The sequence below is a fragment of the Burkholderia aenigmatica genome (assembly GCF_048627025.1).
GTDB lineage: Bacteria > Pseudomonadota > Gammaproteobacteria > Burkholderiales > Burkholderiaceae > Burkholderia > Burkholderia aenigmatica.
Genome location: NZ_CP184468.1, coordinates 2050072 through 2071217 on the forward strand (window position 1 = coordinate 2050072; position 21146 = coordinate 2071217).

The following is a 21146-nucleotide window of genomic DNA, read 5'->3' on the forward strand; positions in this document are numbered from 1 at the left end:
CCGCTTGCGTTCGCGGCGCCGCAACCTTACGTGCGATGCCGGCTCAGAAGCCGCTCAGCACGAGCTTGCCGATCGCGCGCCCGGCCTCGAGCAGCTGGTGCGCGCGCCGCACGTTCGCCGCATTGATCGGGCCGAGCTGCTCGCCGAGCGTCGTGCGCAGCGTGCCGCCGTCGACCAGCCGCGCCACTTCGCCGAGGATCCGGTGCTGCTCGATCATGTCCGGCGTCTCGAACATTGCACGCGTGAACATGAATTCCCAGTGAAACGCGGCGCTCTTCGCCTTCAGCAGTTCGACCGGCACCGGCTTGCCGTTCTCGACGATCGTGCAAATGCCGCCCTGCGGCCGGATGACTTCCGCCGCGGCAGGGAAATGACGATCCGTGTCGTTGAAAATCAGCACGTAGTCGACGTTCGGATGCCCGGCCTCGCGCAACTGTGCGGGCAAGTCGCCGAAATGGTCGACCACCGTATCCGCGCCCAGTGCGCGCACCCAGTCGGCCGAGGCCGGCCGCGACGCGGTCGCGATCACGTGCAGCTTGCCGAGCGTCTTCGCGAGCTGGATCGCGATCGAGCCCACGCCGCCCGCGCCGCCAATGATCAGCACCGACTTGCCGGCGTCCGCACCCTGCGGCGACACGCGCAGCCGGTCGAACAGCGCTTCCCAAGCGGTCAGCGCGGTGAGCGGTAGCGCGGCCGCCGCGGCGAAATCGAGCGTGCGCGGCTTCAGCGCGGCGATCCGCTCGTCGACCGTATGGAATTCACTGTTCGCGCCCGGCCGCGTGATGCTGCCCGCGTAGAACACTTCGTCGCCGGGCCGGAACAGCGTGACGTCGGCACCGACCGCGACCACCGTGCCGGCCGCATCCCAGCCGAGTACGCGCGGGGTGTCCTCGACCTGCGGCTTCGGCGCGCGCACCTTGGTGTCCACCGGGTTCACGGAAATCGCCTCGACCTTCACGAGCAGGTCGCGCGGGCCCGGCACGGGCTGCGGCAGCTCCACGTCGAGCAAGGCCTGCGGGTCGTCGATCGGCAGATAACGGGTCAGTCCAACGGCTTTCATCACGAAACTCCTTCAGGAAATCCTCCGGGCCACGGCGCGGCCCCATGAACGTCATCGTAGGCAACCCGATCATTTGAGAAAACCGCTATATTTCCTGAAACATTTTCAGGATTTTCAGAATAATGGCCTCCGATCCGATTCCGGCCCCCGACAAACCGCTCGACCTGCTCGACGTCGCGCTGTTCGTGCGCGCGGCGCTGCTCGCGAACGTCACCGCGGCCGGGCGCGAGTTCGGCGTGTCGGCCGCGGTCGCGAGCGCCCGCATCGCGCAGCTCGAGCGCCAGCTCGGCGCACGGCTGTTGCACCGCACCACGCGCCGCATCAGCCTCACGCAGGACGGCGAAGTCTTCATGGCGCACGCCGATACGCTGCTGTCGGTCGCCGACGCCGCGCGCGCGTCGGTCGGCCACGGCCGCACCGAGCCGTACGGGCGGCTGAAGGTGTCGATGTCGTCGTCGTTCGGCCGCCAGCATGTCGCGCCAGTGATTCCCGCGTTCCTGCGCCGTTATCCGTCCGTGTCGCTCGACCTGCGGCTGTCGGACGAGATCGTCGACCTCGTCGACGACGGCTACGACGTCGCGATCCGCCTCGGCACGCTAAAGGATTCGACGCTCGTCGCCCGCAAGCTCGCCGCGAACCGCCGCGTGCTGTGCTGCTCGCCCACCTATCTCGCCGAGCACGGCACGCCGCGCCATCCGGCCGACCTGGCTCAACACGAGTGCGTGATCCTCGGCGACCAGCGCGACTGGTCGTTCGCCACGCCCCAAGGCCCGCTCACGGTGCGGGTCGGCGGCCGGCTCGTCGCGAGCAACGGCGAGGCGATCCGCGAAGCGCTCGTCGACGGCTTCGGAATCGCGATCAAGTCGACCTGGGACGTCGGCCCGCTGCTCGCGAGCGGCGCGCTCGTCACGGTGCTCGACGACTATCCGTTCGCGGAAGACATCGCGATCTGGGCCGTCTACCCGAGCCGCGCGCACGTCCCGCTGAAAACGCTCGCCTTCATCGCGTTCCTGGCCGAGCATTTCGGCGATCCACCGTACTGGGATCGCGCGGACCAGTAATGACCGCCGCACCGCGCACGGTTTCGATCCGCCCCCGACCGCCGCGCGCGGCCAACCGGCTACAATGGCGCGTTCGCCACGCAAGGGCCCGACGCCGGACGGGGCCCGCATCGGCAGGCGGCCACCCGGTGGCCGCATCCGCACTTCATTCGCTTCCCAACCATCCCGTCATGACCCACAACCTCGTCATCCAGAGTCTTGCGCCGCTGTCGGACGCCCATCACAAACCGCTGCTCGCGCTGTCGCGCGGCACCCGCATCGTGCGGATCGACGATCACGCGCTGCGGATCGACGACGCGAGCCCGGCGCAACGCCTCGACATCGACGCGTACTGCGGCACGCACGCACTCGACTTCGCGTTCGTCGAGGCCGGCCGCACGCTCGGCGATTTCGGGCTCGCCGTGATGGACATGGATTCGACGCTGATCACGATCGAGTGCATCGACGAGATCGCCGATTTCTGCGGACTGAAAACGCAGGTCGCCGAGATCACCGAAGCGTCGATGCGCGGCGAGATCCGCGACTTCAACGAAAGCCTCACGCGCCGCGTCGCGCTGCTGGCCGGGCTCGACGCGCACGCGCTCGAACGCGTGTACGAGGAGCGGCTGCAATTGACGCCGGGCGCCGAGAAAATGCTCGCCGGCGTGAAGGCTGCCGGCATGAAGACGCTGCTCGTGTCGGGCGGCTTCACGTTCTTCACCGAGCGGCTGAAGGCGCGCCTCGGCCTCGACTACGCCCATGCGAACACGCTCGAGATCGTCGACGGCAAGCTGACCGGCAAGGTGCTCGGCGAGATCGTCAACGCCGACGTGAAAGCGCGCCTGCTGCGCGAGACGTGCGCGTCGCTCGGCCTCGAGCCGAGCCGTGCGATCGCGATGGGCGACGGGTCGAACGACCTGAAGATGATGGCCGAAGCCGGGCTGTCGGTCGCGTATCACGCGAAGCCCGTCGTGCGCGACGCGGCGACGGTCGCGTTCGATCACGTCGGCCTCGACGGGCTGCTGCGGCTGTTCTGATCCTGCGGAATCCGCAATGAAAAACGCCGGCGCGATATTGCATCGCGCCGGCGTTTTGTTTTTCTGCTGAACGTAATCGACTAGCGATCAGCCCAGCGCAGCCTGCATCGCGCGCTCGATGTCCGCACGCAGGTCGGCTTCGTCTTCCAGGCCGACATAGAAACGCACCAGCGTGCCGCGATGCGGCCAGTCCGGACGCATCGACGCGACGTCGTAAGGCATCGCAAGGCTGCACGCGCCGCCCCAGCTCCAGCCGATCGCGAAGAGTTCGAGCGACTCGACGAAGCGGTCGACCTGCTCCGCACTGTAGCGTTCGTCGAACACCACCGAGAACAACCCGCCCGCGCCGGTGAAGTCGCGCACGAACGATGCGTGCCCCGGGCAATCGGCGATCTGCGGGTGCAATACCGCCGCGATCTCCGGCCGCGCCTTCAGCCATTGCGCGAGCGCAAGCGCGCTCTTGCTGTGCGCGTCGAAGCGCACCTGCATGCTCGGCAGGCTGCGCAGCACGAGCGAGCAATCGTCGACCGACACGCCGACGCCGCAGCGCATCCGCGCGAGCTTCAGCTTTGCGTGCAGTTCCGCATTCGCGGTGATCGTCGCACCCATCAGCACGTCGCTGCCGCCCGACTGGTACTTGGTCAGCGCCTGCACCGAGATGTCGACGCCGTGTTCGAACGGCTTGAACGCGAGCCCGGCCGAGAACGTGTTGTCGATCGCGGTCACGACGCCGCGTGCCTTCGCGGCCGCCGCGATCGCCTGCACATCGGGCACTTCCATCGTCACCGAGCCGGGCGCCTCGATCCAGATCAGCCGCGTGTTCGGCTGGATCAGGTCGGCGATGCCGGCACCGATCAGCGGATCGTAGAAGCGCGCGGTGATGCCGAAATCCTTCGCGAGCCAGTTGCCGAAATCGGCGTTCGGCCCGTACACGTTGTGCGGAATCAGCACGTCGTCGCCGGCTTTCACGATCCCGAAGTAGACGTTCATGATGGCCGCGAGGCCCGACGGCTGCAGCAGCGCATGCGTGCCGCCCTCGATCTCGGCGAGCCGCTGCGCGAGCGCGAGCGACGTCGGCGTCGCATGCAGCCCGTAGCGCCACTGGTTGTCGTTGTGCCAGACGAGCGCACGCATCGTCGCGAGATCGGGGAACACGACCGTCGACGCGCGCGCGACGGGCGGCACGAACGAACGGAAGCCTTCCGGGATCACGTCGTCGGGTTGAACGATACGGGTTTGCAGCGCGCGCTTGGGAGTGGATGCAGTCATGACAGGAAGCCGGGCACGAGGCCGTTCGGTTGCGGAATATGTCGCTAGATTAGCCAAAATCGGCGCGGCTGGCCCGGTACAATGCGCGCCGCGCGCACCGAGCCAGCGCGGGTTCAGTCGTCGGTGCGCAGGTTGACGACGCCGCCCACCGTCTCGATTTCCTGCACGCGGCCGTCGCGCACCTGCAGCGCCGCGCGCTTGCCCGGCGCAAGCCGCAGCACGACGGGCTGCGGATCCGACTCGTCCGAATTCATCCGGTCGGCCTTCAGGTCGCCCGTCGCGTCGAAGCGGCCGATCCACACGCCGGTGATGTTCGTGCCGTCGTTCGATTCCTCGATTTCGAGCGTGTCGCCATCGCGATCGCCCGCGAGCAGCACGACTTCGCCCGTATCGGCGAACTGGTATTCGCCGTGCACGCCTTCCTCGTCCGTCTTCGGGCCGAGATGCACGACGATCGGCCGGTCGCCGAGCGTGCCTTCGTAGCGCGGCAGGCGGGCGAACTCGGGATTCGGCTTCAGCGGCCGCGCCAGTGCCGGTTCATCCTGCTGCACGCCCGGCGCGACGGCCTGCGCCGCGCTCACACCCGGCATCGCCATGCCCGCCGCCAGCGCGCCCGCGACGACGAGCGCCCGTTGCCATTGCGAATATCGACCCACCTTGTGTTGCTCCTTGCTTCAGATTCGCTCGAAAATCGCGGCGATGCGCTGCCCGCCGCCGATGCGCTGCAACTCGTACGGCGCCTCGACGGTGATCGGCGCGATGTCCTTCAGGCTGCCGCCGAAATCGCCGATCGCGGTACGCACGCCGCTCACCACCACCCCTTCACGTTGCATGTCGGCTCCTCATCCTGCTGATCGAATGAAGCGTTCGTGCGGTGCCGTGGCCGGCGTGCGCATGCCGCATCAGCCTTGCATCAGGCGCTCCACCGCATCGCGGTGCGGAATCGGCGCGACCGCGCCGTAGCCCGTCGTCGACAGTGCCGCCGCGGCGTTCGCATAACGCGCTGCCGCGAACGGATCGTCGCCCGCGACGATCCGCGCGACGAAAGCGCCGCCGAAGCAGTCGCCAGCACCTGTCGCGTCGACGGCGTTAACCGTGAAGCCCGGCACGACACGCCGTTCGTTCGGCGTCGCCACGTAAGCGCCTTCCTTGCCGAGCTTCAGCGCGACGACCTGCGGCCCGTGTTCGAGCATCGCATCGACGATCGCGTCGCGATCGTTCGCGCCCGTGAGCGCCGTCACGTCGTCCCAGCTGGGCAGGCAGATGTCCGTCTGGCGCAGCGCCTCGCGCATCACCGCGCGAGCGCGCGGCAGCGGCCACAGCTTCAGGCGCAGGTTCGTGTCGAAGCTGACCTTCGCGCCGTGGCGGCGCGCATGGTCGATCGCCGCGAACGCGGCGTCGCACGCAGCCGTGCTGATCGCGAGGCTGATGCCCGACAGGTGCACGGCCTTCGCGGCGGCCAGCGCGTCGAGCGGCAGGTCGCCCACCGCATAGCGGCTCGCCGCCGAGCCCGCGCGCAGGTAGTCGAACTGGTGACCGTCGGCGCCGTGCGTGACGAAATACACGCCGGTCGGCGCCGCACGGTCGATCCGCACGTACGTCGTGTCGACGCGTTCCGCGCGCCACATGTCGGCCAGCAAGCGGCCGAACGGATCGTCGCCGATCGCCGACACGAAGCCCGTCGACGCGCCCTGGCGCGCCGCGGCGATGCAGAAGTTCGACGTGTCGCCGCCGAAGCCCTGCAGGAATTCAGGCCGGCCCGGCTGCGACTGGTTGAATTCGATCATCGCCTCGCCGAGCGCGAGGATCTCCGGAAATGCGGCGCTCATCGCTTACACCTCGCCCCACAGATCGTGACCGTCGGCGCCCGTGATCTTCACGGACACGAAATCGCCGACCTTGTAGCGCTTCGATGCCTTCGCCGCCGGCTCGACATAGACGACACCGTCGATCTCCGGCGCATCGGCCGCCGTGCGGCCGATCCCGCCTTCCTCGCTGACTTCGTCGATCAGCACCTTGAGGGTCTTGCCGACCTTGCGCTGGATGCGGTTCGCCGACACTTCCTCGGCGACTTCCATGAAGCGCGCGCGGCGCTCTTCGCGGACTTCGTCCGGCAGCGCACCGTCGAGTTCGTTTGCAGTCGCGCCTTCGACCGGCGAATACGCGAAGCAACCGACGCGATCGAGTTCCGCCTCGCGGATGAAGTCGAGCAGCGTTTCGAACTGCTCTTCCGTCTCGCCGGGGAAGCCCGCGATGAACGTGCTGCGGATCGTCAGGTCCGGGCAGATCTCGCGCCACTTCTGCACGCGCTCGAGCACCTTCTCGGCGTTCGCCGGACGCTTCATGCGCTTCAGCACTTCCGGATGCGCGTGCTGGAACGGCACGTCGAGGTACGGCAGCACGTGGCCCTTGAACGGACCTTCGGCCATCAGCGGGATCACTTCGTCGACGCTCGGATACGGATACACATAGTGCAGGCGCACCCATGCGCCATACTGCGCGGCGAGTTCGCCGAGCGCGGCGACCAGGTCGGTCATGCGCGTCTTGATCGGCTTGCCGTTCCAGAAGCCCGTGCGGTACTTCACGTCGACGCCGTACGCGCTCGTATCCTGCGAGATCACGAGCAGTTCTTTCACGCCCGACTTGAACAGGTTCTCGGCTTCCAGCATCACTTCGGCGACCGGGCGCGACACGAGGTCGCCGCGCATCGACGGGATGATGCAGAACGTGCAGCGGTGGTTGCAGCCTTCGGAAATCTTCAGGTACGCGTAGTGGCGCGGCGTGAGCTTGATGCCGGCCGCGGGCACGAGATCGGTAAACGGGTCGTGCGGCTTCGGCAGGTGCGAATGCACGGCCTGCATCACTTCGCCCACTGCGTGCGGGCCGGTGACGGCGAGCACCTTCGGGTGGACTTCCTCGATCAGGTTCGAGCCGCTCGCGCTCGACTTCGCGCCGAGACAACCGGTGACGATCACCTTGCCGTTCTCGGTCAGCGCTTCGCCGATCGCGTCGAGGCTTTCCTGCACGGCTTCGTCGATGAAGCCGCAGGTGTTCACGACGACGAGGTCGGCACCGTCGTAGGTGCCGGAGATTTCATAACCTTCGGCGCGCAGTTGCGTGATGATCTGTTCGGAGTCGACGAGCGCTTTCGGGCACCCGAGGGATACGAACCCTACTTTGGGGGATTGGGACATCTGGAATGTGGGGGCGTGGCAGCAAAAGCGTGAGTTTACAGCGATTTAGTGTCCGGCGATCCAAAAACGAGCGGTTGACGACGATACGCGTCGCCCGCTCGAATGCCCGGTGCGTTCCGGGCCTGCTGCCGAGCCTGCTCCGATATGCCCCTTCATTTCTGGCGCAGCCGCGTTGCGGCTCTGTCCCCAACGCCCGTCAGCCAGCAAGAATCGCCCCGTCGCCGCAGCCCGCTATGAGAAAATCCACGCGTCCATCCTTTTCAATCGACCCAACGGGGCTCGCATGACCACCCACATCACGATCGAATTCACCGAGCACGCAGCGGAAGCCATCGGCGAACAGACCAGCACCAGCTTTTCGTATGACCAGGGCGCGCATGTGCCGCAACCGGGCGACTTCGTCGAACTCGAGAATTCGCGACAGACGTTTTTCGTGATCGGCCGCGTGTTTTCGCTCAAGGCCAACTACAGCGCCGTCAAGCTCGTGCTCGACCTGCCTCCGTCGGACGACGGGCAGGATTTCGATCCGATGCACTGACGGACTACGCGAGACGCGTGACTCTCGTCTGAACCGACAACGCTGCAGCGCCGCCCCTGGCGCTGCGCGCAGCATCACGACGCGTGTCACCCCTTCCTGATCTTCCTGACGGGCGCGTGCGTCGAATTACGCGCCCGTGATCGCGCTCGCTGCCAGTCGCCCAAGCTGCGGCGCCAGGATCACGCCGGGATGCGCGACGACGGCATAAACCCCTGCAACACCCGGCAGAAATCCGTTGATCGGCACCCCGTCGTTCGTCATCGGCCGAAGCGCCGATTTCGCGGAGAGTGGCGTCAGGGTCGGCGGATCGGCAAACAGCGCCGAAATGTCCGAGGCGGTACGGGCAGCGAGCGCGGCAAGCCCGCTGTCACCCTCTTCCGGAGCATCCGCGGCCGACACCAGGCTGCCCGACGGGCCGACACGCACTTCAAGATCCTGTCCGTAGAGCAGGTGGCTGATGAGGCCCGGCTCCGCAGCGAAACGCATCAACACGGCCGGCTTCTCGCGAACGGGCAAGGCCACGCCCAGGCCCGCGGCGATGGCAACCGCGGAAGCGGCATTCGCCAGGACGACGACATCCGCCGGCACATCCCCATGCGCGGTATGCACACCGACAGCGCGTCCATTGCGCGTTTCGACCGCGTCGACTGCGCAACCGCACCGAACCTGCGCGCCGGCCGCATGCGCACCGGCCAGCAACTGATGCGTCAAGTCGATCGGCTCGACCACGAAATCGTCCGGTGCCCATGCAATCAACTCGGGAAGCCGCGCAAGACGCGGCTCCATCCGGGCCACCTCTCGACGGCCCAACGCTTCCATGTGCACGCCGGCCGCGCGCTGTTCGTCGATCAATGCTGAGGTCTGCGCATCCGTGTCCAGCCAGACGAGCGCCCCGCGCGTCGTCACCGGCAACGGGCCCAGGTCGCGCGCCAGCCGGGCGAACTCCGGGAGCGCTGCGAGCGTGCGGGAGAAGCTGGACGGGTTTTCAGAAGGAAGCGCGCTGCCGGTACCCACCCAGCCGAACGACCAGTGGGTCGCGCCGACTGCGGCCGTCACCTGCTGTTCCAGCAGCGTGACCTGCGCGCCCGATCGCGCAAGATGCCATGCGGTGGATGCGCCGACGATGCCGCCGCCGACCACGACGACGCGGAGCATGTTGTTTCCCATGAATGACATTCGGACGTTGCGGGATTCCGACTATACCGTCCGCCCCTCTTCGCCGCTGGGCGGTTGCCTGCCGCCCGGCATCGCGAATCATCTCGCCCGCTCGCTCGGCCTGGCATCAAAACGATCAATCGATCGACATCCGCTGCGCCTGACGCGGACTAAGGAAACGAAAAAGCCCGCCGAGGCGGGCCCTGCTCAAACACTCGATCCGGCGCGTCACCGCATGTCCGGAAACACCGACGCCTTCAGGCACCGTTCGAACCACATCGCATCGTCTCCATCGCCGATCGGCCACATTTCCGCATCGAGTTGCGGCAACCCGGCTACCGGCGCTGACGCGTGATTATCGCCACCGGACGTCCCCGCCCGCATCCACGCCGAATGCGCTCCACCGTTGTCGCACGCACTCCCATGCGCCTGCGCTTCGCAGAACGCCACGGGGCGCACCTTCCCGCCGTCCGCCGCGCTCACCGACCGGTACTGATAGACCGCGCCGGTCGCCCAGTCCTCGCTCTGGCTGCAGACCCGCGCCCGATGCTGCACATGGACCGCACCAAAGCACGCGTAGGTAACGTGCGCGCCACTCGCATCGTCGGGAAGGAAATCGCAGTTTGCATCGAAACCGGTGAGCGGGCCGCCCGTATATTTCGCGAGCCACTGGCGCTCGGCCTGCGCACGCGCGATCAAGCCTTTGCTCGATTGATCGGCCAGCACGGCGGTGCGCCGATCGATGGCCTTGCGCACTTCGTCGACGGCCAGCGGGTGGCCTTCGTAATCGGCGTCGAGACGGTTGTTGCGCGCGTCGATCCAGCGGCGCTGGCTACGCACCAGCATGTCGCGGATAGCGGTATCCGGCGCGGCCTTCAACGCACCCGCATAAGCCGAATTCATGCGCGCGTCGGCCGCGCGCAGCGCGGCGTTCGCGCAGATGCGCTTCTCGATCGGTTGCACGGCTTTCGCGCAATCCATCGCAAAGGCCGGTACCGCCACGCCAACGCCCATCGTGAATATCGCAGCAAGACCGGCCAGCCTGCGGGCCCATGCCATTCGAATCCCTCGCATGCTCTCTCTCAATCGGTTTTTCTTGGTCGCACTGCATCGATGCCGCATCGCCCATCACGGCCTGTCGTGCCCGGTCGCCGATACGCATTTCGCAGAAGGCAGCGTCCATGCTTCGCCGTGCAGCGCCGCTCATGGTACGCGCGCCGGCAGGAATGCACACCATCCGGCGTGGCATGTTCCGGGTTTCCTGCGTAGGTGGCTGGATCTCGATCGACTGGACAACGGTCATGCACGCCCGACCCGGCGCGCGCATTCGGTACCGACGGCCATGAACGACCGTCGGCGAGAGGGTTCGGCAGGCGGCGGCCGCACATCGTCGCGCCCGTATGCACGATCGGCCGACCCGCACCGCGTGGCTTCGCGGCACCGACGCCCGACGGGTTGCCCGCCGCGGTCGGCCTGCCGCGAAACCGTTACTTCTTTTCCGGCTCCGTCGCGCCCGGCTGCTTGAACGGGAACGTGCTGAACATCGACTTCGCCTGGTTCTGCATCTGCTCCTGCATCTGCACGAACATGTTCTTCGACTGCTCGATGTAGCTGGTCATCATCCCTTGCATCATCGGCGCCTGCATGTTCATGAACTGCGACCAGACCTCCGGATTCATCGCATTGCCTTCGTACAGGTTCTTCGACTGATCCGCGAGCTTGTTCTGGATGTCGATGAACGCCTGGATGTTCTTTTCCAGGTACGTGCCCATCATGCCCTGCATCGCATGCCCGTAGAAACGGATGATCTGCGACAGCATCGACGACGAGAACATCGGCACGCCGCCGCTTTCCTCTTCGAGGATGATCTGCAGGAGGATGCTGCGCGTCAGGTCTTCGCTGGATTTCGCATCGACAACCTTGAAGTCCTCCTGCTCCAGCACGAGTTGCTTCACGTCGGTCAGCGTAATGTACGTGCTTGTCTCGGTATCGTAGAGCCGGCGGTTCGGGTACTTCTTGATGAGCCGTTCGGCCGTCTTCTTTGTAGTAGTCATGTAACGCCTTTGAGTGCAGCGTAGCGCAAGTGACGAATCCCCGCCGCCCGAATCCGGGAGGCGGGGGCCTTCGGAACACGCCCGGCTGCGCGGCCACCCGGCCCGCGCAGCGCGGACGCTCAGCCCATGTGCAGGCCGCCGTTCAGCGAGAAGTCGGCGCCCGTCGCGAAACCGGAATCGTTCGACGCGAGCCACGCGACGATCGAACCGATTTCCTCCGGCCCGCCGAGACGCCGCACCGGGATCGTCGCGACGATCTTCTCGAGTACATCCGGGCGAATCGCCTTCACCATGTCGGTGCCGATGTAGCCCGGCGACACGGTATTGACCGTCACGCCCTTCGTCGCGACTTCCTGTGCGAGCGACATCGTGAAGCCGTGGATGCCGGCCTTCGCGGTCGAATAGTTGGTCTGGCCGAATTGCCCTTTCTGGCCGTTCACCGACGAAATGTTGACGATCCGGCCCCAGCCGCGCTCGACCATCCCGTCGATCACCTGCTTCGTCACGTTGAACAGGCTCGTCAGGTTGGTGTCGATCACGGCGGTCCAGTCTTCGTGCGTCATCTTGCGGAACACGACGTCGCGCGTGATGCCCGCGTTGTTGACCAGCACGTCGATCTCGCCGACTTCGGCCTTGACCTTGTCGAACGCTTCCTTGGTCGAGTCCCAGTCGCCGACGTTGCCTTCCGACGCGATGAAATCGTACCCGAGCGCCTTCTGGTCCTCGAGCCATTTCACACGGCGCGGCGAGTTCGGGCCGCAACCTGCGACCACCTTGAAGCCGTCTTTCAACAGACGCTGGCAGATGCTGGTGCCGATGCCGCCCATCCCGCCCGTTACGTACGCAATTCGCTGAGACATAAATCTCACTCCATTTTTTGGTTTCGAGAGCTGCCTGAGGCCCCCTCTGACTTCACGGGACGCCGGCCGAAGCCGCAATCGGCCGGCACCCGGATTCGGTTCGCGGGTCGCGAATGGCCGGTTACGGACGCTCGACCGCGAGCGCGACGCCCATCCCGCCGCCGATGCACAGCGACGCCAGCCCGCGCTTCGCATCGCGCTTGGCCATCTCGTGCAGCAGCGTCACCAGGATCCGGCAGCCCGACGCGCCGATCGGGTGGCCGATCGCAATCGCCCCGCCGTTCACGTTCACCTTCGACGTGTCCCAGCCCATCTGCTTGTGCACCGCCAGCGCCTGCGCCGCAAATGCCTCGTTGATCTCCATCAGGTCCAGGTCGCCCGGCGTCCAGCCCGCGCGCTCCAGCGCACGGCGCGATGCCGGCACCGGGCCCATGCCCATCACGCTCGGATCCACGCCCGCGTTCGCGTATGCCTTGATCCGCGCCAGCGGCGTCAGACCGAGTGCCGCCGCCTTCTGCGCCGACATCACCAGCACCGCCGCCGCGCCGTCGTTCAGCCCCGACGCGTTTGCCGCCGTCACCGAGCCGTCCTTCGAGAACGCCGGCTTCAGCCCGGCCAGCGATTCCGCCGTCACGCCGTGACGCACGAACTCATCGGTGGCGAACTGCAGCGGCTCGCCCTTGCGTTGCGGAATCGCCACCGGCACGATCTCGTCGTCGAAGCGACCGGCCTTCTGCGCGGCTTCCGCCTTGTTCTGCGACAGCGCCGCGAACGCGTCCTGCTCTTCGCGCGTGATCCCGTATTCCTTCGCGACGTTCTCCGCCGTGATGCCCATGTGGTACTGGTTGTACACGTCCCACAGGCCGTCGACGATCATCGTGTCGACCAGCTTCGCGTCGCCCATCCGGAAGCCGTCGCGCGAGCCCGGCAGCACGTGCGGCGACGCGCTCATGTTCTCCTGACCGCCTGCGATCACGATCTCCGCGTCGCCCGCGACGATCGCGTTCGCCGCCAGCATCACGGCCTTCAGGCCCGAGCCGCACACCTTGTTGATCGTCATCCCCGGCACGGCCGTCGGCAGCCCGGCCTTGATCAGCGACTGGCGCGCCGGGTTCTGCCCGGAACCGGCCGTCAGCACCTGGCCCATGATCACTTCGCTGACCTGCTCGGGCTTCACGCCCGCACGCTCCAGCACCGCGCGGATCACCGTCGCGCCCAGCTCCGGCGCCGCAATCTTCGCAAGCGAACCGCCGAATTTGCCGACCGCGGTCCGCGCGGCCGATACGATCACTACGTCCGTCATTTCCCTTTCCTCCAGGCCCGCACGACACGGCGCATCGCTACCGGCCCTGTTAAAAAAACTGCGGTGCATCGGACAGCGTGCGCCGCTGTCCGGTTTTCGTCAATCGCGCTGCAACACGTAGCGGCCCGGCGCCGGTTCGATCACCGGGAACTGCGCAGTACCGGGCTGGGCGGGCGGCGCCACCTTGCGGCCGCCGTACTGGTCGAGCCATTCGACCCAGGTCGTCCACCAGCTGCCCGGTTGCTCGGCCGCACCGGCGAACCACGCGTCCGCCGACTCGGGCAGGTCGCCGTCGTTGACCCAGTAGCTGCGCTTTTTCTTTGCCGGCGGATTGATCACGCCCGCGATGTGCCCCGACGCGCCCAGCACGAACTTCAGCGGGCCCGACAGGATCGACGTCGACGCATAGGCCGTCTGCCACGGCACGATGTGATCCTCGCGCGAGCCGTAGATGAAGGTCGGCACGTCGATCAGCGTCAGGTCGACCGATTCGCCGCACACGGTCAGCGCACCCGGCTCGCGCAGCTTGTTCTCGAGATAGGTATGGCGCAGGTACCACGCGTACATCGGGCCCGGCAGGCTCGTCGAGTCGCTGTTCCAGTACAGCAGGTCGAACGCCGCCGGCGTGCGGCCCTTCAGGTAGTTGTCGACGACGTAGTTCCACACGAGGTCGTTCGGCCGCAGGAACGAGAACGTGTTCGCGAACTCGACGCCGCGCATCAGCCCCGGCTGCGTGCCGTTCTTGCCGCCGATGGTCTGCTCGCGCATCTGCACGTGCGCCTCGTCGACGAACACGTCGAGAATGCCGGTGTCGGTGAAGTCGAGCATCGCGGTGAGCAGCGTCATCGATGCAGCCGGATGTTCGCCGCGCGCAGCGAGCACCGCGAGCGCGGTCGCGAGCATCGTGCCGCCGACGCAGAAGCCGAGCGTGTTGATCTGCTCGCGCCCGCTGACCTGCTGCACCGCGTCGATCGCCGCGAGCAGCCCTTCGTTCATGTAGTCGTCCCACGTCTTGTGCGCGACCGACGCGTCCGCGTTGCGCCACGACACGAGGAACACCTGGTGCCCGTTCGACAGCGCATGCGCGACGAGCGAATTCTCGGGCTGCAGGTCGAGGATGTAGAACTTGTTGATGCACGGCGGCACGATCAGCAGCGGCCGCTCGAACACGGTGTCCGTCTTCGGCGTGTACTGGATCAGCTGGATCAGGTCGTTCTCATAAACGACCGCACCTTCCGTACACCCGAGGTTCCTGCCGACCACGAACTGCGATTCGTCGGTCTGCGAAATCTTGCCGCGCTGCATGTCGCCGAGCAGGTTCATCATCCCCTGCCGCAGGCTTTCGCCCTGCGTCTCGAGGATCGATTTCTGCGCGTCGGGGTTGAGGGCGAGGAAGTTGCTCGGCGCGGCCGCGGCCGTCCATTGCTGGACCGTGAAGCGAATGCGCTCGCGCGTCTTCGGATCGGCCTGAAGCGCGTCGGCCAGCTCCTGCAGATAACGCGCGTTGAGCAGATACCACGCCGCCGCGAACGCATGCGCCGGCGACGCCTTCCACGCATCGCCGCTGAAACGGCGGTCCTTCAGTTCGGGCGACTCGAGCTTCGCGGCGGCCGCCTGCTGCATCAGCGCCATGCAATCGCGCGCGTAGTCGGCCTGCAGCGCCTGCAGCCGCTCGGGCGGAATCGCGGCGGCCGGCAGCTTGAGCCCGGCGAACGGCGATGCCATCGCGCCGAGATCGGGCATCGATGGCATCGACGGCATCTGGAACGGAAACGATGTCGGAAACTGGAATGTTGCGAACGGATTCACGGTGGCCGACGCAGTCGCGGCGCGTGCCGGATCTGCAAAACCGCGCCACGCGTTCAACCACGACTCGAACATCTGCTGCATCGGCTGGGCGGCCGGATCGAAACCAATGCTGCCCGTGGAAGTGCCCGCCTGAGCGGACGTCGACGATTTTTTCGATGCTGTCATTACCTGCCTTACCGGTGATTCGTGAGCGTCTATCGTGAAATCCTGCTCGCGCGCGGCATGCCGGCGGCGAGCCGGGCCGTCATGCTCTGGAGAGGCGTCTCCAGATTCTGCCGCAGTGCGGTATTTTTATCATTATCGTTTTCCCCATGTGAAGCGCCATGTCAAACCACTGACCATTTCCGCACGGAGATAATCCTCGCGCAACAGACGGGACAAGGGTTCCGGCGAAACATAAAACATTTTGGCCGACTTGACTTTGCGATTTTTCATTCAATCGCGCATGCCGCGCGGCATGACCGCCTAAATATCGAGATAACCCGATTTTGCGGCGCAGCAAACCCCACGCGCATGCGCATCCCGTCAATCGGCCAGCCAGATCGCCGCCGCCATGCGACCCGTCACGCGGTCGCGCCGGTACGAATAGAAGCGCGCCTGTTCGGTGACCGTGCAGGCCGCCCCGCCGCTCACGTGCGCCACGCCCGCACGCGCGAGACGCAGGCGCGCGAGCGCATAGAGATCGGCCAGAAACTTGCCGGGCGCGCCATCGATCGCGACGAACGCAAGCCGGGTTTCATCATGCTCCGACTGCGGGGCCGTGTCGAGAAACGCGTCACGCACGTCGGCGCCGACCTCGAACGCCCGCGGGCCGATCGCCGGCCCGAGGTACGCATGAAGCGCGTCCGTCGCACCGCCCGCGAGTGCCGCGACACGCGCCGCGGTCTGCTCGACGATGCCGGCCGCCAGCCCGCGCCAGCCCGCATGCGCGGCGCCGACCGCGCGGCCCTGTGCGTCGCACAGCAGCACGGGCAGGCAATCCGCGACCATCACGACGCAGACGGCACCCGCCCGGTCGGTGACGCTCGCATCGGCCTGCACCGGCACCGCAGCCGCGGGCGCCGCTGCGATCACCTCGTCCGCGCGCACGATCTGCGCGCCGTGAACCTGCTCGAGCCAGGCAGCGCTCGACTGGCCTGCCAGCGCGAGCAGGCGCGCGCGATTCCCGGCGACATGGGCCGGGTCGTCACCGGTATGCAGGCCGAGATTCATCCCGCCCGGCAGCGCGTCTCCGCCCTGCCAGCGCCCGTACGGGCCTTCGCTCAGCCCGCCGTCGCGCGTCGTGATCAGCGCGCGCACGCGCGGCGACACCTGCCAGTCGGGCTGTACGCAGTCCTGCCACGTCAACGGCGCCAGGTTCGTCATCGGCACTCACTCCTCCTCATCGTCCAGGTCCGGCTCGTCATCCTGATACTCGTCGCCGAAATCGTCATCGTCGTAGACACCGTCATCGTCGTCGAATTCCTCGTCGCCCTGCCCGAAGCCGAGCGCCGCGACGAGTGCGTTCATGTCGTCCGGCAGCGGGCAGCGCCATTGCATCGCCTTGCCCGTGACCGGATGCACGAGACCGAGCCGCCACGCATGCAGCGCCTGCCGCGCGAACCCGTCCGGCAGCGGCGTGACCGAGCGCTTGCCACGCGCGCGCCCGTACACGGGATCGCCGAGCAGCGGGTGCCCGGCATGCGCGCAGTGCACGCGGATCTGGTGCGTGCGACCGGTCTCGAGATCGCACTGGATCGCCGAAACCGGCTGACGTTGCCACAGGCATGTGTCAACCGTGCGGAAATGCGTGCGCGCGGGCTTGCCCGACGCGCCCGTGACGACGGCCATGCGCGTGCGTTCGCGCGGATCGCGGCCGATCGGCGCGTCGATCGTGCCTTCCTCGGGCATCGTGCCCCACACGAGCGCGAAATAGCGGCGCTTCACCGTGCGGGCCTGCAACTGGCGCACGAGGTCCGTCTGTGCGGCCAGCGTGCGCGCCACCACCATCAGGCCCGACGTTTCCTTGTCGAGCCGGTGGACGATCCCTGCGCGCGGCAGGCCGGCCGCCGCGTCGCCATAGCGATGCAGCAGCCCGTTGAGGATCGTGCCGCTCCAGTTGCCGGCGGCCGGATGCACGACGAGGCCGGCCGGCTTGTTGATCACGACGAGCGCGTCGTCCTCGTAGATCACGTCGAGCGGCACGGGCTCCGGCGTAAAGGCGAGCTGCTCGGGGAGCAGGTCGGGCACGAGCTCGATCTTCGCGCCGAGCGGCACCGGCTGGCGGATCTTGGCCGGCGCGCCGTCGACGAGCACGCGCTGCGCCTCGATCCAGCTCTGCAGGCGGCTGCGCGAGAATTCGGGGAACAGTTGGGCAAGCGCCTTGTCGAGTCGTTCGCCCGCGAGCGACAGCGGCACTTCGACGACGCGCGGCGCCTCATCGACCGCCGCGGACGGCACGACGGGCGGCTGCATTGCGTCGCCGGTCAGATCGTCATCGAGGGAATCCCCCGAGGCAGCGTCGGCGGGCCGATCGCTTGGGCTATAATCTTCGCGATTTGGTGTGCCCGGCTGGGCATTCTGCGAACTTGAACGGGTCATTTAGACTGGGTCACCGAGACTTGAAGCTAGGACATGCGAGCATGATGAATTCGACCAAACGCACGGCCATCACCGTCGCCGCCCGGGCTGCGGCGGTAGCGGCCGCGGCCCTCATCGCCGGCTGCCACGGCTTGCCGCAGAAGCAGGACGAGACGGCTACCTGGTCGAACAACAAATTATACTCAGAGGCCCAGGACGCGCTGTCCGGCGGCGACTGGGGCAAGTGCGCGAAATATTTCGAATCGCTGCAAGGCCGCGATCCGTTCGGCCACTTCGCGCAACAGGCGCAGATCAACGTCGCGTACTGCAACTGGAAGGACAACGAAGCGGCCGCCGCCGACCAGGCCGTCGATCGCTTCATCCAGCTCCACCCCGATCACCCGGATATCCCGTACGCGTACTACCTGAAGGGGATGATCCACTTCAACGACGATCTCGGCCTGTTCGGACGCTTCTCCGGCCAGGACATGAGCGAGCGCGATCCGCAGGCACTGCGCGAATCGTACGATGCGTTCAAGGTCGTCGTCGACCGTTTCCCGAAGAGCAAGTACGCGCCCGACGCCGCCGCGCGGATGCGCTACATCGTCAACGCGCTCGCCTCGCACGAAGTGCACGCGGCCGACTACTACTACCGGCGCGGCGCCTACGTCGCGGCGATCAACCGTGCGCAGCTCGCGATCAAGGACTACAAGGGCGCCCCGGCGATCGAGGACGCGCTGCACATCATGATCCTGTCGTACGGCAAGCTGAACCAGCCGCAACTCGCCGAGGACACGAAGCGCGTGCTCGCAGGCACGTTCCCCGACAGCCCGTACGTCACGGGCCACTCGCGCCCCGGCACGAAGAAGTCGTGGTGGCAGTTCTGACGAACGCTCCGTGCAGCACCCGCTGCACGAACAAAAAACCCGGCCATCGAGCCGGGTTTTTTTATGGGCGCCGCATTCAGGCGGCGCCGGTGCGAGGGCGCGACGATCGCCGCGCACGCCGTCACGTGCGCTTTGCCGAACGGTGCTCGTCGAAGAAGTCCTGGACGACCGCGATCTCGCGGGTCCGCTTGAACGGCGGCAAGCTCTGCCAGATCCGGCGCCCGTACGGCTTGTCGACGAGCCGCGTGTCGCAGATCATCAGCACGCCGCGATCCGTCTCCGCGCGAATCAACCGGCCCGCCCCCTGCTTCAGCGTGATCACGGCCTGCGGCAACTGGTGCACGGCGAACGGGCTCAGCCCTTTCTTCGTCAGCGCGTCGAGCCGCGCAGCCAGCACCGGATCGTCCGGCGGCGCGAACGGCAGCTTGTCGATCACGACGAGCGACAGCGCATCGCCGCGCACGTCGACGCCTTCCCAGAAACTTTGGCTGCCGACCAGGATCGCGTTGCCGTAAGCGCGGAAACGGTCGAGCAGTTCGGTACGGCTCGCATCGCCCTGCACGAGCAGCGGCGTATTCCAGCCGCGCGATTCGATCACGTCGCGCAGCTTCGACGCGATCCGGTCGACCGCGCGCAGCGTCGTGCACAGCATGAACACGCCGCCACCGGACGCCTCGATCGCCGGCAGCGCGGCGTCGAAGACGGCATCGGTAAATGCCGGCGAAGACGGTTGCGGCAGGTTGCGCGGCACGTACAGCAGCCCTTGCGACTGGTAGTCGAACGGACTGGCGAGCGTCATCGAGCGACGCGAGCTGAGGCCCATCTGCGCCGCGTAGTGCGTGAAATCGCCGCGCACCGACAGCGTGGCCGACGTGAACACCCAGGCACGCGGCACGCCCGCGCGCTGCTTGGCAAAGATCGGCGCGACCGACAGCGGCGTTTCGTGCAGCTGGACGGTATGCGCGAACACTTCGACCCAGCGCACCTTCTCGTTCGGATCGCCGTCGGATGACGCCTTGTCGCCGGCCGCCGCCGCGTCGGCCTTCGCAGCCGCCTCCGTCGCGCCGGGCGCAACCCAGCCGGCCAGCAGGTCCTGCAGTTCGCGTGCGCGCCGCAGGCACGCGCCGAGCGATTCCGCCCGTTCGGCCTGGCTCGCAAGCGCCGATGCCAGCGCGTCGAGCGCCGCCTCGAGCGCGTCGAGCGCGCCGAACATCGGGTGATCGTCGCCGAGCTGGGCGAGCGACATGCGGACGATCTGGTCGTTCGCGAACGCAAGGCGCAAGTCGCGCGCCGCGCGCTCGAGATCGCCGCCGAGCTTCACCCACTCGACCGCGTCGCGCGCATGGCTCAAGCCTTCCGCCACCGTGTCGCGTGCGAGCTCGAGAATCTGCGTCGTCGACAGCGTCTCGCCGAAGAACAGCGTCGCCGTTTCCGGCAGCTGGTGCGCTTCGTCGAAGATGACCGTATTCGCGTTCGGCAGCAGCTCGGCCATCCCCGTATCGCGCAGCATGATGTCCGCGAAGAACAGGTGGTGGTTGACGACGACGACGTCGGCCTGCTGCGCCTCCCGCCGCGCCTGCATCACGAAGCAATCCTTGTAATGCGGGCATTCCTGGCCGAGGCAGTTGTCGCGCGTCGACGTGACCATCGACCACACGGGCGCCGTTTCCGGCACGCTTGCGAGCTCGGCCTTGTCGCCGCTCTTCGTGATCTTCGCGAAACGGACGATTTCCTGCAGATAGGCCGTATCCTGCCGCGACGGCAACCGGCCGTTGTCGGCCGTGCGTTGCAGGTAGTAGTGGCACAGGTAGTTGGCGCGGCCCTTCAGCATCGCGACCGACACCGGCACCGCGAGCGCGTTGCGCACGGTCGGGATATCGCGCTGGAACAGCTGATCCTGCAGGTGTTTCGTGCCGGTCGACACGATCACCTTGCCGCCCCACAGCATCGCGGGCACGAGGTACGCATAGGTCTTGCCGGTACCCGTGCCGGCCTCGACGATCAGCGTATTGTCGCCGGCGTCGCTGTCGGGCTCGGCCGCCGCAGCGGCGTCCGAGCCCGGTTCGGCCGTTTTGTCGCCGTCGCCAAGGCGACGCGCCGGCCGCTTGCGGGTTTCGAAGATCTCGGGCTCGGGCATCCGGCGCGCGGACGCTTCCATCGCGGACGCGACGGCACGCGCCATCTCGATCTGCGACGTACGCGGCCGATAGCCGTCGATCGCACGCGCCAGCAACCCGCCTTCGCCGAAGATCGTGTCGAGTTCGTCGACACGTTTGCGGCTCAGCTCAAAGGTGCCTTCGGGCGCACGAACACGCCCGGCGGACGACTCGTCGCGCCGGGCATCGGGGGTGGCTTCAAGCGGTGAATTCAAGGCAAGCGTT

Annotated in this window: 19 protein-coding genes; 4 read left to right on the plus strand and 15 right to left on the minus strand. The window is 67.0% G+C overall.

The window, feature by feature from the left end:
* Positions 1 to 43 precede the first annotated feature (43 nt).
* Positions 44 to 1060 (minus strand): zinc-binding alcohol dehydrogenase family protein, encoded by a 1017-nt coding sequence (locus ACN8ZM_RS09580; RefSeq protein ID WP_420209885.1) that lies wholly within the window; start codon positions 1058 to 1060, stop codon positions 44 to 46.
* A 122-nt stretch (positions 1061 to 1182) separates the two neighbouring features.
* On the opposite strand from ACN8ZM_RS09580, the gene ACN8ZM_RS09585 reads away from it, so the two are divergent.
* Both ACN8ZM_RS09585 and serB read left to right on the plus strand, forming a co-directional pair.
* On the plus strand, positions 1183 to 2121 hold the full coding sequence (locus tag ACN8ZM_RS09585) for a LysR family transcriptional regulator (RefSeq protein ID WP_420209886.1): 939 nt from the start codon (positions 1183 to 1185) through the stop codon (positions 2119 to 2121).
* A 170-nt stretch (positions 2122 to 2291) separates the two neighbouring features.
* Complete coding sequence (gene serB / locus ACN8ZM_RS09590) at positions 2292 to 3137, plus strand: phosphoserine phosphatase SerB (protein ID WP_043188424.1); 846 nt, start codon at positions 2292 to 2294, stop codon at positions 3135 to 3137.
* Between the two features lie 87 nt (positions 3138 to 3224).
* Here the strand turns inward: serB and ACN8ZM_RS09595 are convergent, their stop codons facing one another.
* The 5 genes from ACN8ZM_RS09595 to rimO all read right to left on the minus strand — a co-directional run bounded on the left by ACN8ZM_RS09595 (position 3225) and on the right by rimO (position 7600).
* Positions 3225 to 4406, minus strand: a complete 1182-nt coding sequence (locus tag ACN8ZM_RS09595) for a cystathionine beta-lyase (protein ID WP_089450600.1) — start codon at positions 4404 to 4406, stop codon at positions 3225 to 3227.
* Positions 4407 to 4519: 113 nt separating this feature from the next.
* Positions 4520 to 5062, minus strand: a complete 543-nt coding sequence (locus tag ACN8ZM_RS09600; RefSeq protein WP_043188342.1) for a hypothetical protein — start codon at positions 5060 to 5062, stop codon at positions 4520 to 4522.
* An 18-nt stretch (positions 5063 to 5080) separates the two neighbouring features.
* Positions 5081 to 5239, minus strand: a complete 159-nt coding sequence (locus ACN8ZM_RS09605) for a hypothetical protein (RefSeq protein WP_205821989.1) — start codon at positions 5237 to 5239, stop codon at positions 5081 to 5083.
* 69 nt (positions 5240 to 5308) lie between these two features.
* Positions 5309 to 6235: a sugar kinase gene (locus tag ACN8ZM_RS09610; RefSeq protein WP_420209887.1), complete on the minus strand. Its 927-nt coding sequence runs from the start codon at positions 6233 to 6235 to the stop codon at positions 5309 to 5311.
* Positions 6236 to 6238: 3 nt separating this feature from the next.
* Positions 6239 to 7600, minus strand: coding sequence for a 30S ribosomal protein S12 methylthiotransferase RimO (gene rimO / locus ACN8ZM_RS09615; RefSeq protein ID WP_027787268.1), 1362 nt, complete (start codon positions 7598 to 7600; stop codon positions 6239 to 6241).
* 283 nt (positions 7601 to 7883) lie between these two features.
* Between rimO and ACN8ZM_RS09620 the strand changes: the two genes are divergently transcribed.
* A complete protein-coding gene (locus ACN8ZM_RS09620) occupies positions 7884 to 8138 on the plus strand; it encodes a hypothetical protein (protein WP_420209888.1) in 255 nt (84 codons plus the stop codon).
* 126 nt (positions 8139 to 8264) lie between these two features.
* On the opposite strand, the gene ACN8ZM_RS09625 is transcribed toward ACN8ZM_RS09620, so the two are convergent.
* The 8 genes from ACN8ZM_RS09625 to ACN8ZM_RS09660 all read right to left on the minus strand — a co-directional run bounded on the left by ACN8ZM_RS09625 (position 8265) and on the right by ACN8ZM_RS09660 (position 17899).
* A complete protein-coding gene (locus tag ACN8ZM_RS09625) occupies positions 8265 to 9305 on the minus strand; it encodes an NAD(P)/FAD-dependent oxidoreductase (RefSeq protein ID WP_420209889.1) in 1041 nt (346 codons plus the stop codon).
* Between the two features lie 216 nt (positions 9306 to 9521).
* A complete protein-coding gene (locus ACN8ZM_RS09630) occupies positions 9522 to 10307 on the minus strand; it encodes a lysozyme inhibitor LprI family protein (RefSeq protein ID WP_420209890.1) in 786 nt (261 codons plus the stop codon).
* 473 nt (positions 10308 to 10780) lie between these two features.
* On the minus strand, positions 10781 to 11347 hold the full coding sequence (gene phaR, locus ACN8ZM_RS09635) for a polyhydroxyalkanoate synthesis repressor PhaR (protein ID WP_043188325.1): 567 nt from the start codon (positions 11345 to 11347) through the stop codon (positions 10781 to 10783).
* A 119-nt stretch (positions 11348 to 11466) separates the two neighbouring features.
* Positions 11467 to 12207, minus strand: a complete 741-nt coding sequence (locus ACN8ZM_RS09640; protein ID WP_011352240.1) for a 3-ketoacyl-ACP reductase — start codon at positions 12205 to 12207, stop codon at positions 11467 to 11469.
* A 121-nt stretch (positions 12208 to 12328) separates the two neighbouring features.
* Positions 12329 to 13510, minus strand: coding sequence for an acetyl-CoA C-acetyltransferase (locus ACN8ZM_RS09645; RefSeq protein WP_046197065.1), 1182 nt, complete (start codon positions 13508 to 13510; stop codon positions 12329 to 12331).
* Positions 13511 to 13609: 99 nt separating this feature from the next.
* The gene (gene phaC, locus ACN8ZM_RS09650; protein ID WP_420209891.1) at positions 13610 to 15484 is read right to left on the minus strand and encodes a class I poly(R)-hydroxyalkanoic acid synthase; all 1875 of its coding nucleotides are present in this window, start codon (positions 15482 to 15484) and stop codon (positions 13610 to 13612) included.
* Positions 15485 to 15844: 360 nt separating this feature from the next.
* Complete coding sequence (gene pgeF / locus ACN8ZM_RS09655) at positions 15845 to 16684, minus strand: peptidoglycan editing factor PgeF (RefSeq protein ID WP_420209892.1); 840 nt, start codon at positions 16682 to 16684, stop codon at positions 15845 to 15847.
* Between the two features lie 6 nt (positions 16685 to 16690).
* Positions 16691 to 17899 carry an RluA family pseudouridine synthase gene (locus ACN8ZM_RS09660; protein WP_043188317.1) on the minus strand — a complete coding sequence of 403 codons (1209 nt, stop codon included), beginning with the start codon at positions 17897 to 17899 and terminating at the stop codon, positions 16691 to 16693.
* Positions 17900 to 17940: 41 nt separating this feature from the next.
* Between ACN8ZM_RS09660 and ACN8ZM_RS09665 the strand changes: the two genes are divergently transcribed.
* The gene (locus ACN8ZM_RS09665; RefSeq protein WP_043188314.1) at positions 17941 to 18765 is read left to right on the plus strand and encodes an outer membrane protein assembly factor BamD; all 825 of its coding nucleotides are present in this window, start codon (positions 17941 to 17943) and stop codon (positions 18763 to 18765) included.
* A 121-nt stretch (positions 18766 to 18886) separates the two neighbouring features.
* Here ACN8ZM_RS09665 and ACN8ZM_RS09670 read toward each other — a convergent pair whose 3' ends face one another.
* Positions 18887 to 21136, minus strand: coding sequence for an ATP-dependent DNA helicase (locus ACN8ZM_RS09670; protein ID WP_420209893.1), 2250 nt, complete (start codon positions 21134 to 21136; stop codon positions 18887 to 18889).
* Positions 21137 to 21146 lie beyond the last annotated feature (10 nt).

Coding starts and splice junctions, on each gene's coding strand:
- ACN8ZM_RS09580 (WP_420209885.1), bottom strand. CDS start 1,060: ATGAAAGCCGTTGGACTGACCCGTTATCTGCCGATCGACGACCCGCAG.
- ACN8ZM_RS09585 (WP_420209886.1), top strand. CDS start 1,183: ATGGCCTCCGATCCGATTCCGGCCCCCGACAAACCGCTCGACCTGCTC.
- serB (WP_043188424.1), top strand. CDS start 2,292: ATGACCCACAACCTCGTCATCCAGAGTCTTGCGCCGCTGTCGGACGCC.
- ACN8ZM_RS09595 (WP_089450600.1), bottom strand. CDS start 4,406: ATGACTGCATCCACTCCCAAGCGCGCGCTGCAAACCCGTATCGTTCAA.
- ACN8ZM_RS09605 (WP_205821989.1), bottom strand. CDS start 5,239: ATGCAACGTGAAGGGGTGGTGGTGAGCGGCGTGCGTACCGCGATCGGC.
- ACN8ZM_RS09610 (WP_420209887.1), bottom strand. CDS start 6,235: ATGAGCGCCGCATTTCCGGAGATCCTCGCGCTCGGCGAGGCGATGATC.
- rimO (WP_027787268.1), bottom strand. CDS start 7,600: ATGTCCCAATCCCCCAAAGTAGGGTTCGTATCCCTCGGGTGCCCGAAA.
- ACN8ZM_RS09620 (WP_420209888.1), top strand. CDS start 7,884: ATGACCACCCACATCACGATCGAATTCACCGAGCACGCAGCGGAAGCC.
- ACN8ZM_RS09625 (WP_420209889.1), bottom strand. CDS start 9,305: ATGGGAAACAACATGCTCCGCGTCGTCGTGGTCGGCGGCGGCATCGTC.
- ACN8ZM_RS09630 (WP_420209890.1), bottom strand. CDS start 10,307: ATGGGCGTTGGCGTGGCGGTACCGGCCTTTGCGATGGATTGCGCGAAA.
- phaR (WP_043188325.1), bottom strand. CDS start 11,347: ATGACTACTACAAAGAAGACGGCCGAACGGCTCATCAAGAAGTACCCG.
- ACN8ZM_RS09640 (WP_011352240.1), bottom strand. CDS start 12,207: ATGTCTCAGCGAATTGCGTACGTAACGGGCGGGATGGGCGGCATCGGC.
- ACN8ZM_RS09645 (WP_046197065.1), bottom strand. CDS start 13,510: ATGACGGACGTAGTGATCGTATCGGCCGCGCGGACCGCGGTCGGCAAA.
- phaC (WP_420209891.1), bottom strand. CDS start 15,484: ATGACAGCATCGAAAAAATCGTCGACGTCCGCTCAGGCGGGCACTTCC.
- pgeF (WP_420209892.1), bottom strand. CDS start 16,684: ATGACGAACCTGGCGCCGTTGACGTGGCAGGACTGCGTACAGCCCGAC.
- ACN8ZM_RS09660 (WP_043188317.1), bottom strand. CDS start 17,899: ATGACCCGTTCAAGTTCGCAGAATGCCCAGCCGGGCACACCAAATCGC.
- ACN8ZM_RS09665 (WP_043188314.1), top strand. CDS start 17,941: ATGATGAATTCGACCAAACGCACGGCCATCACCGTCGCCGCCCGGGCT.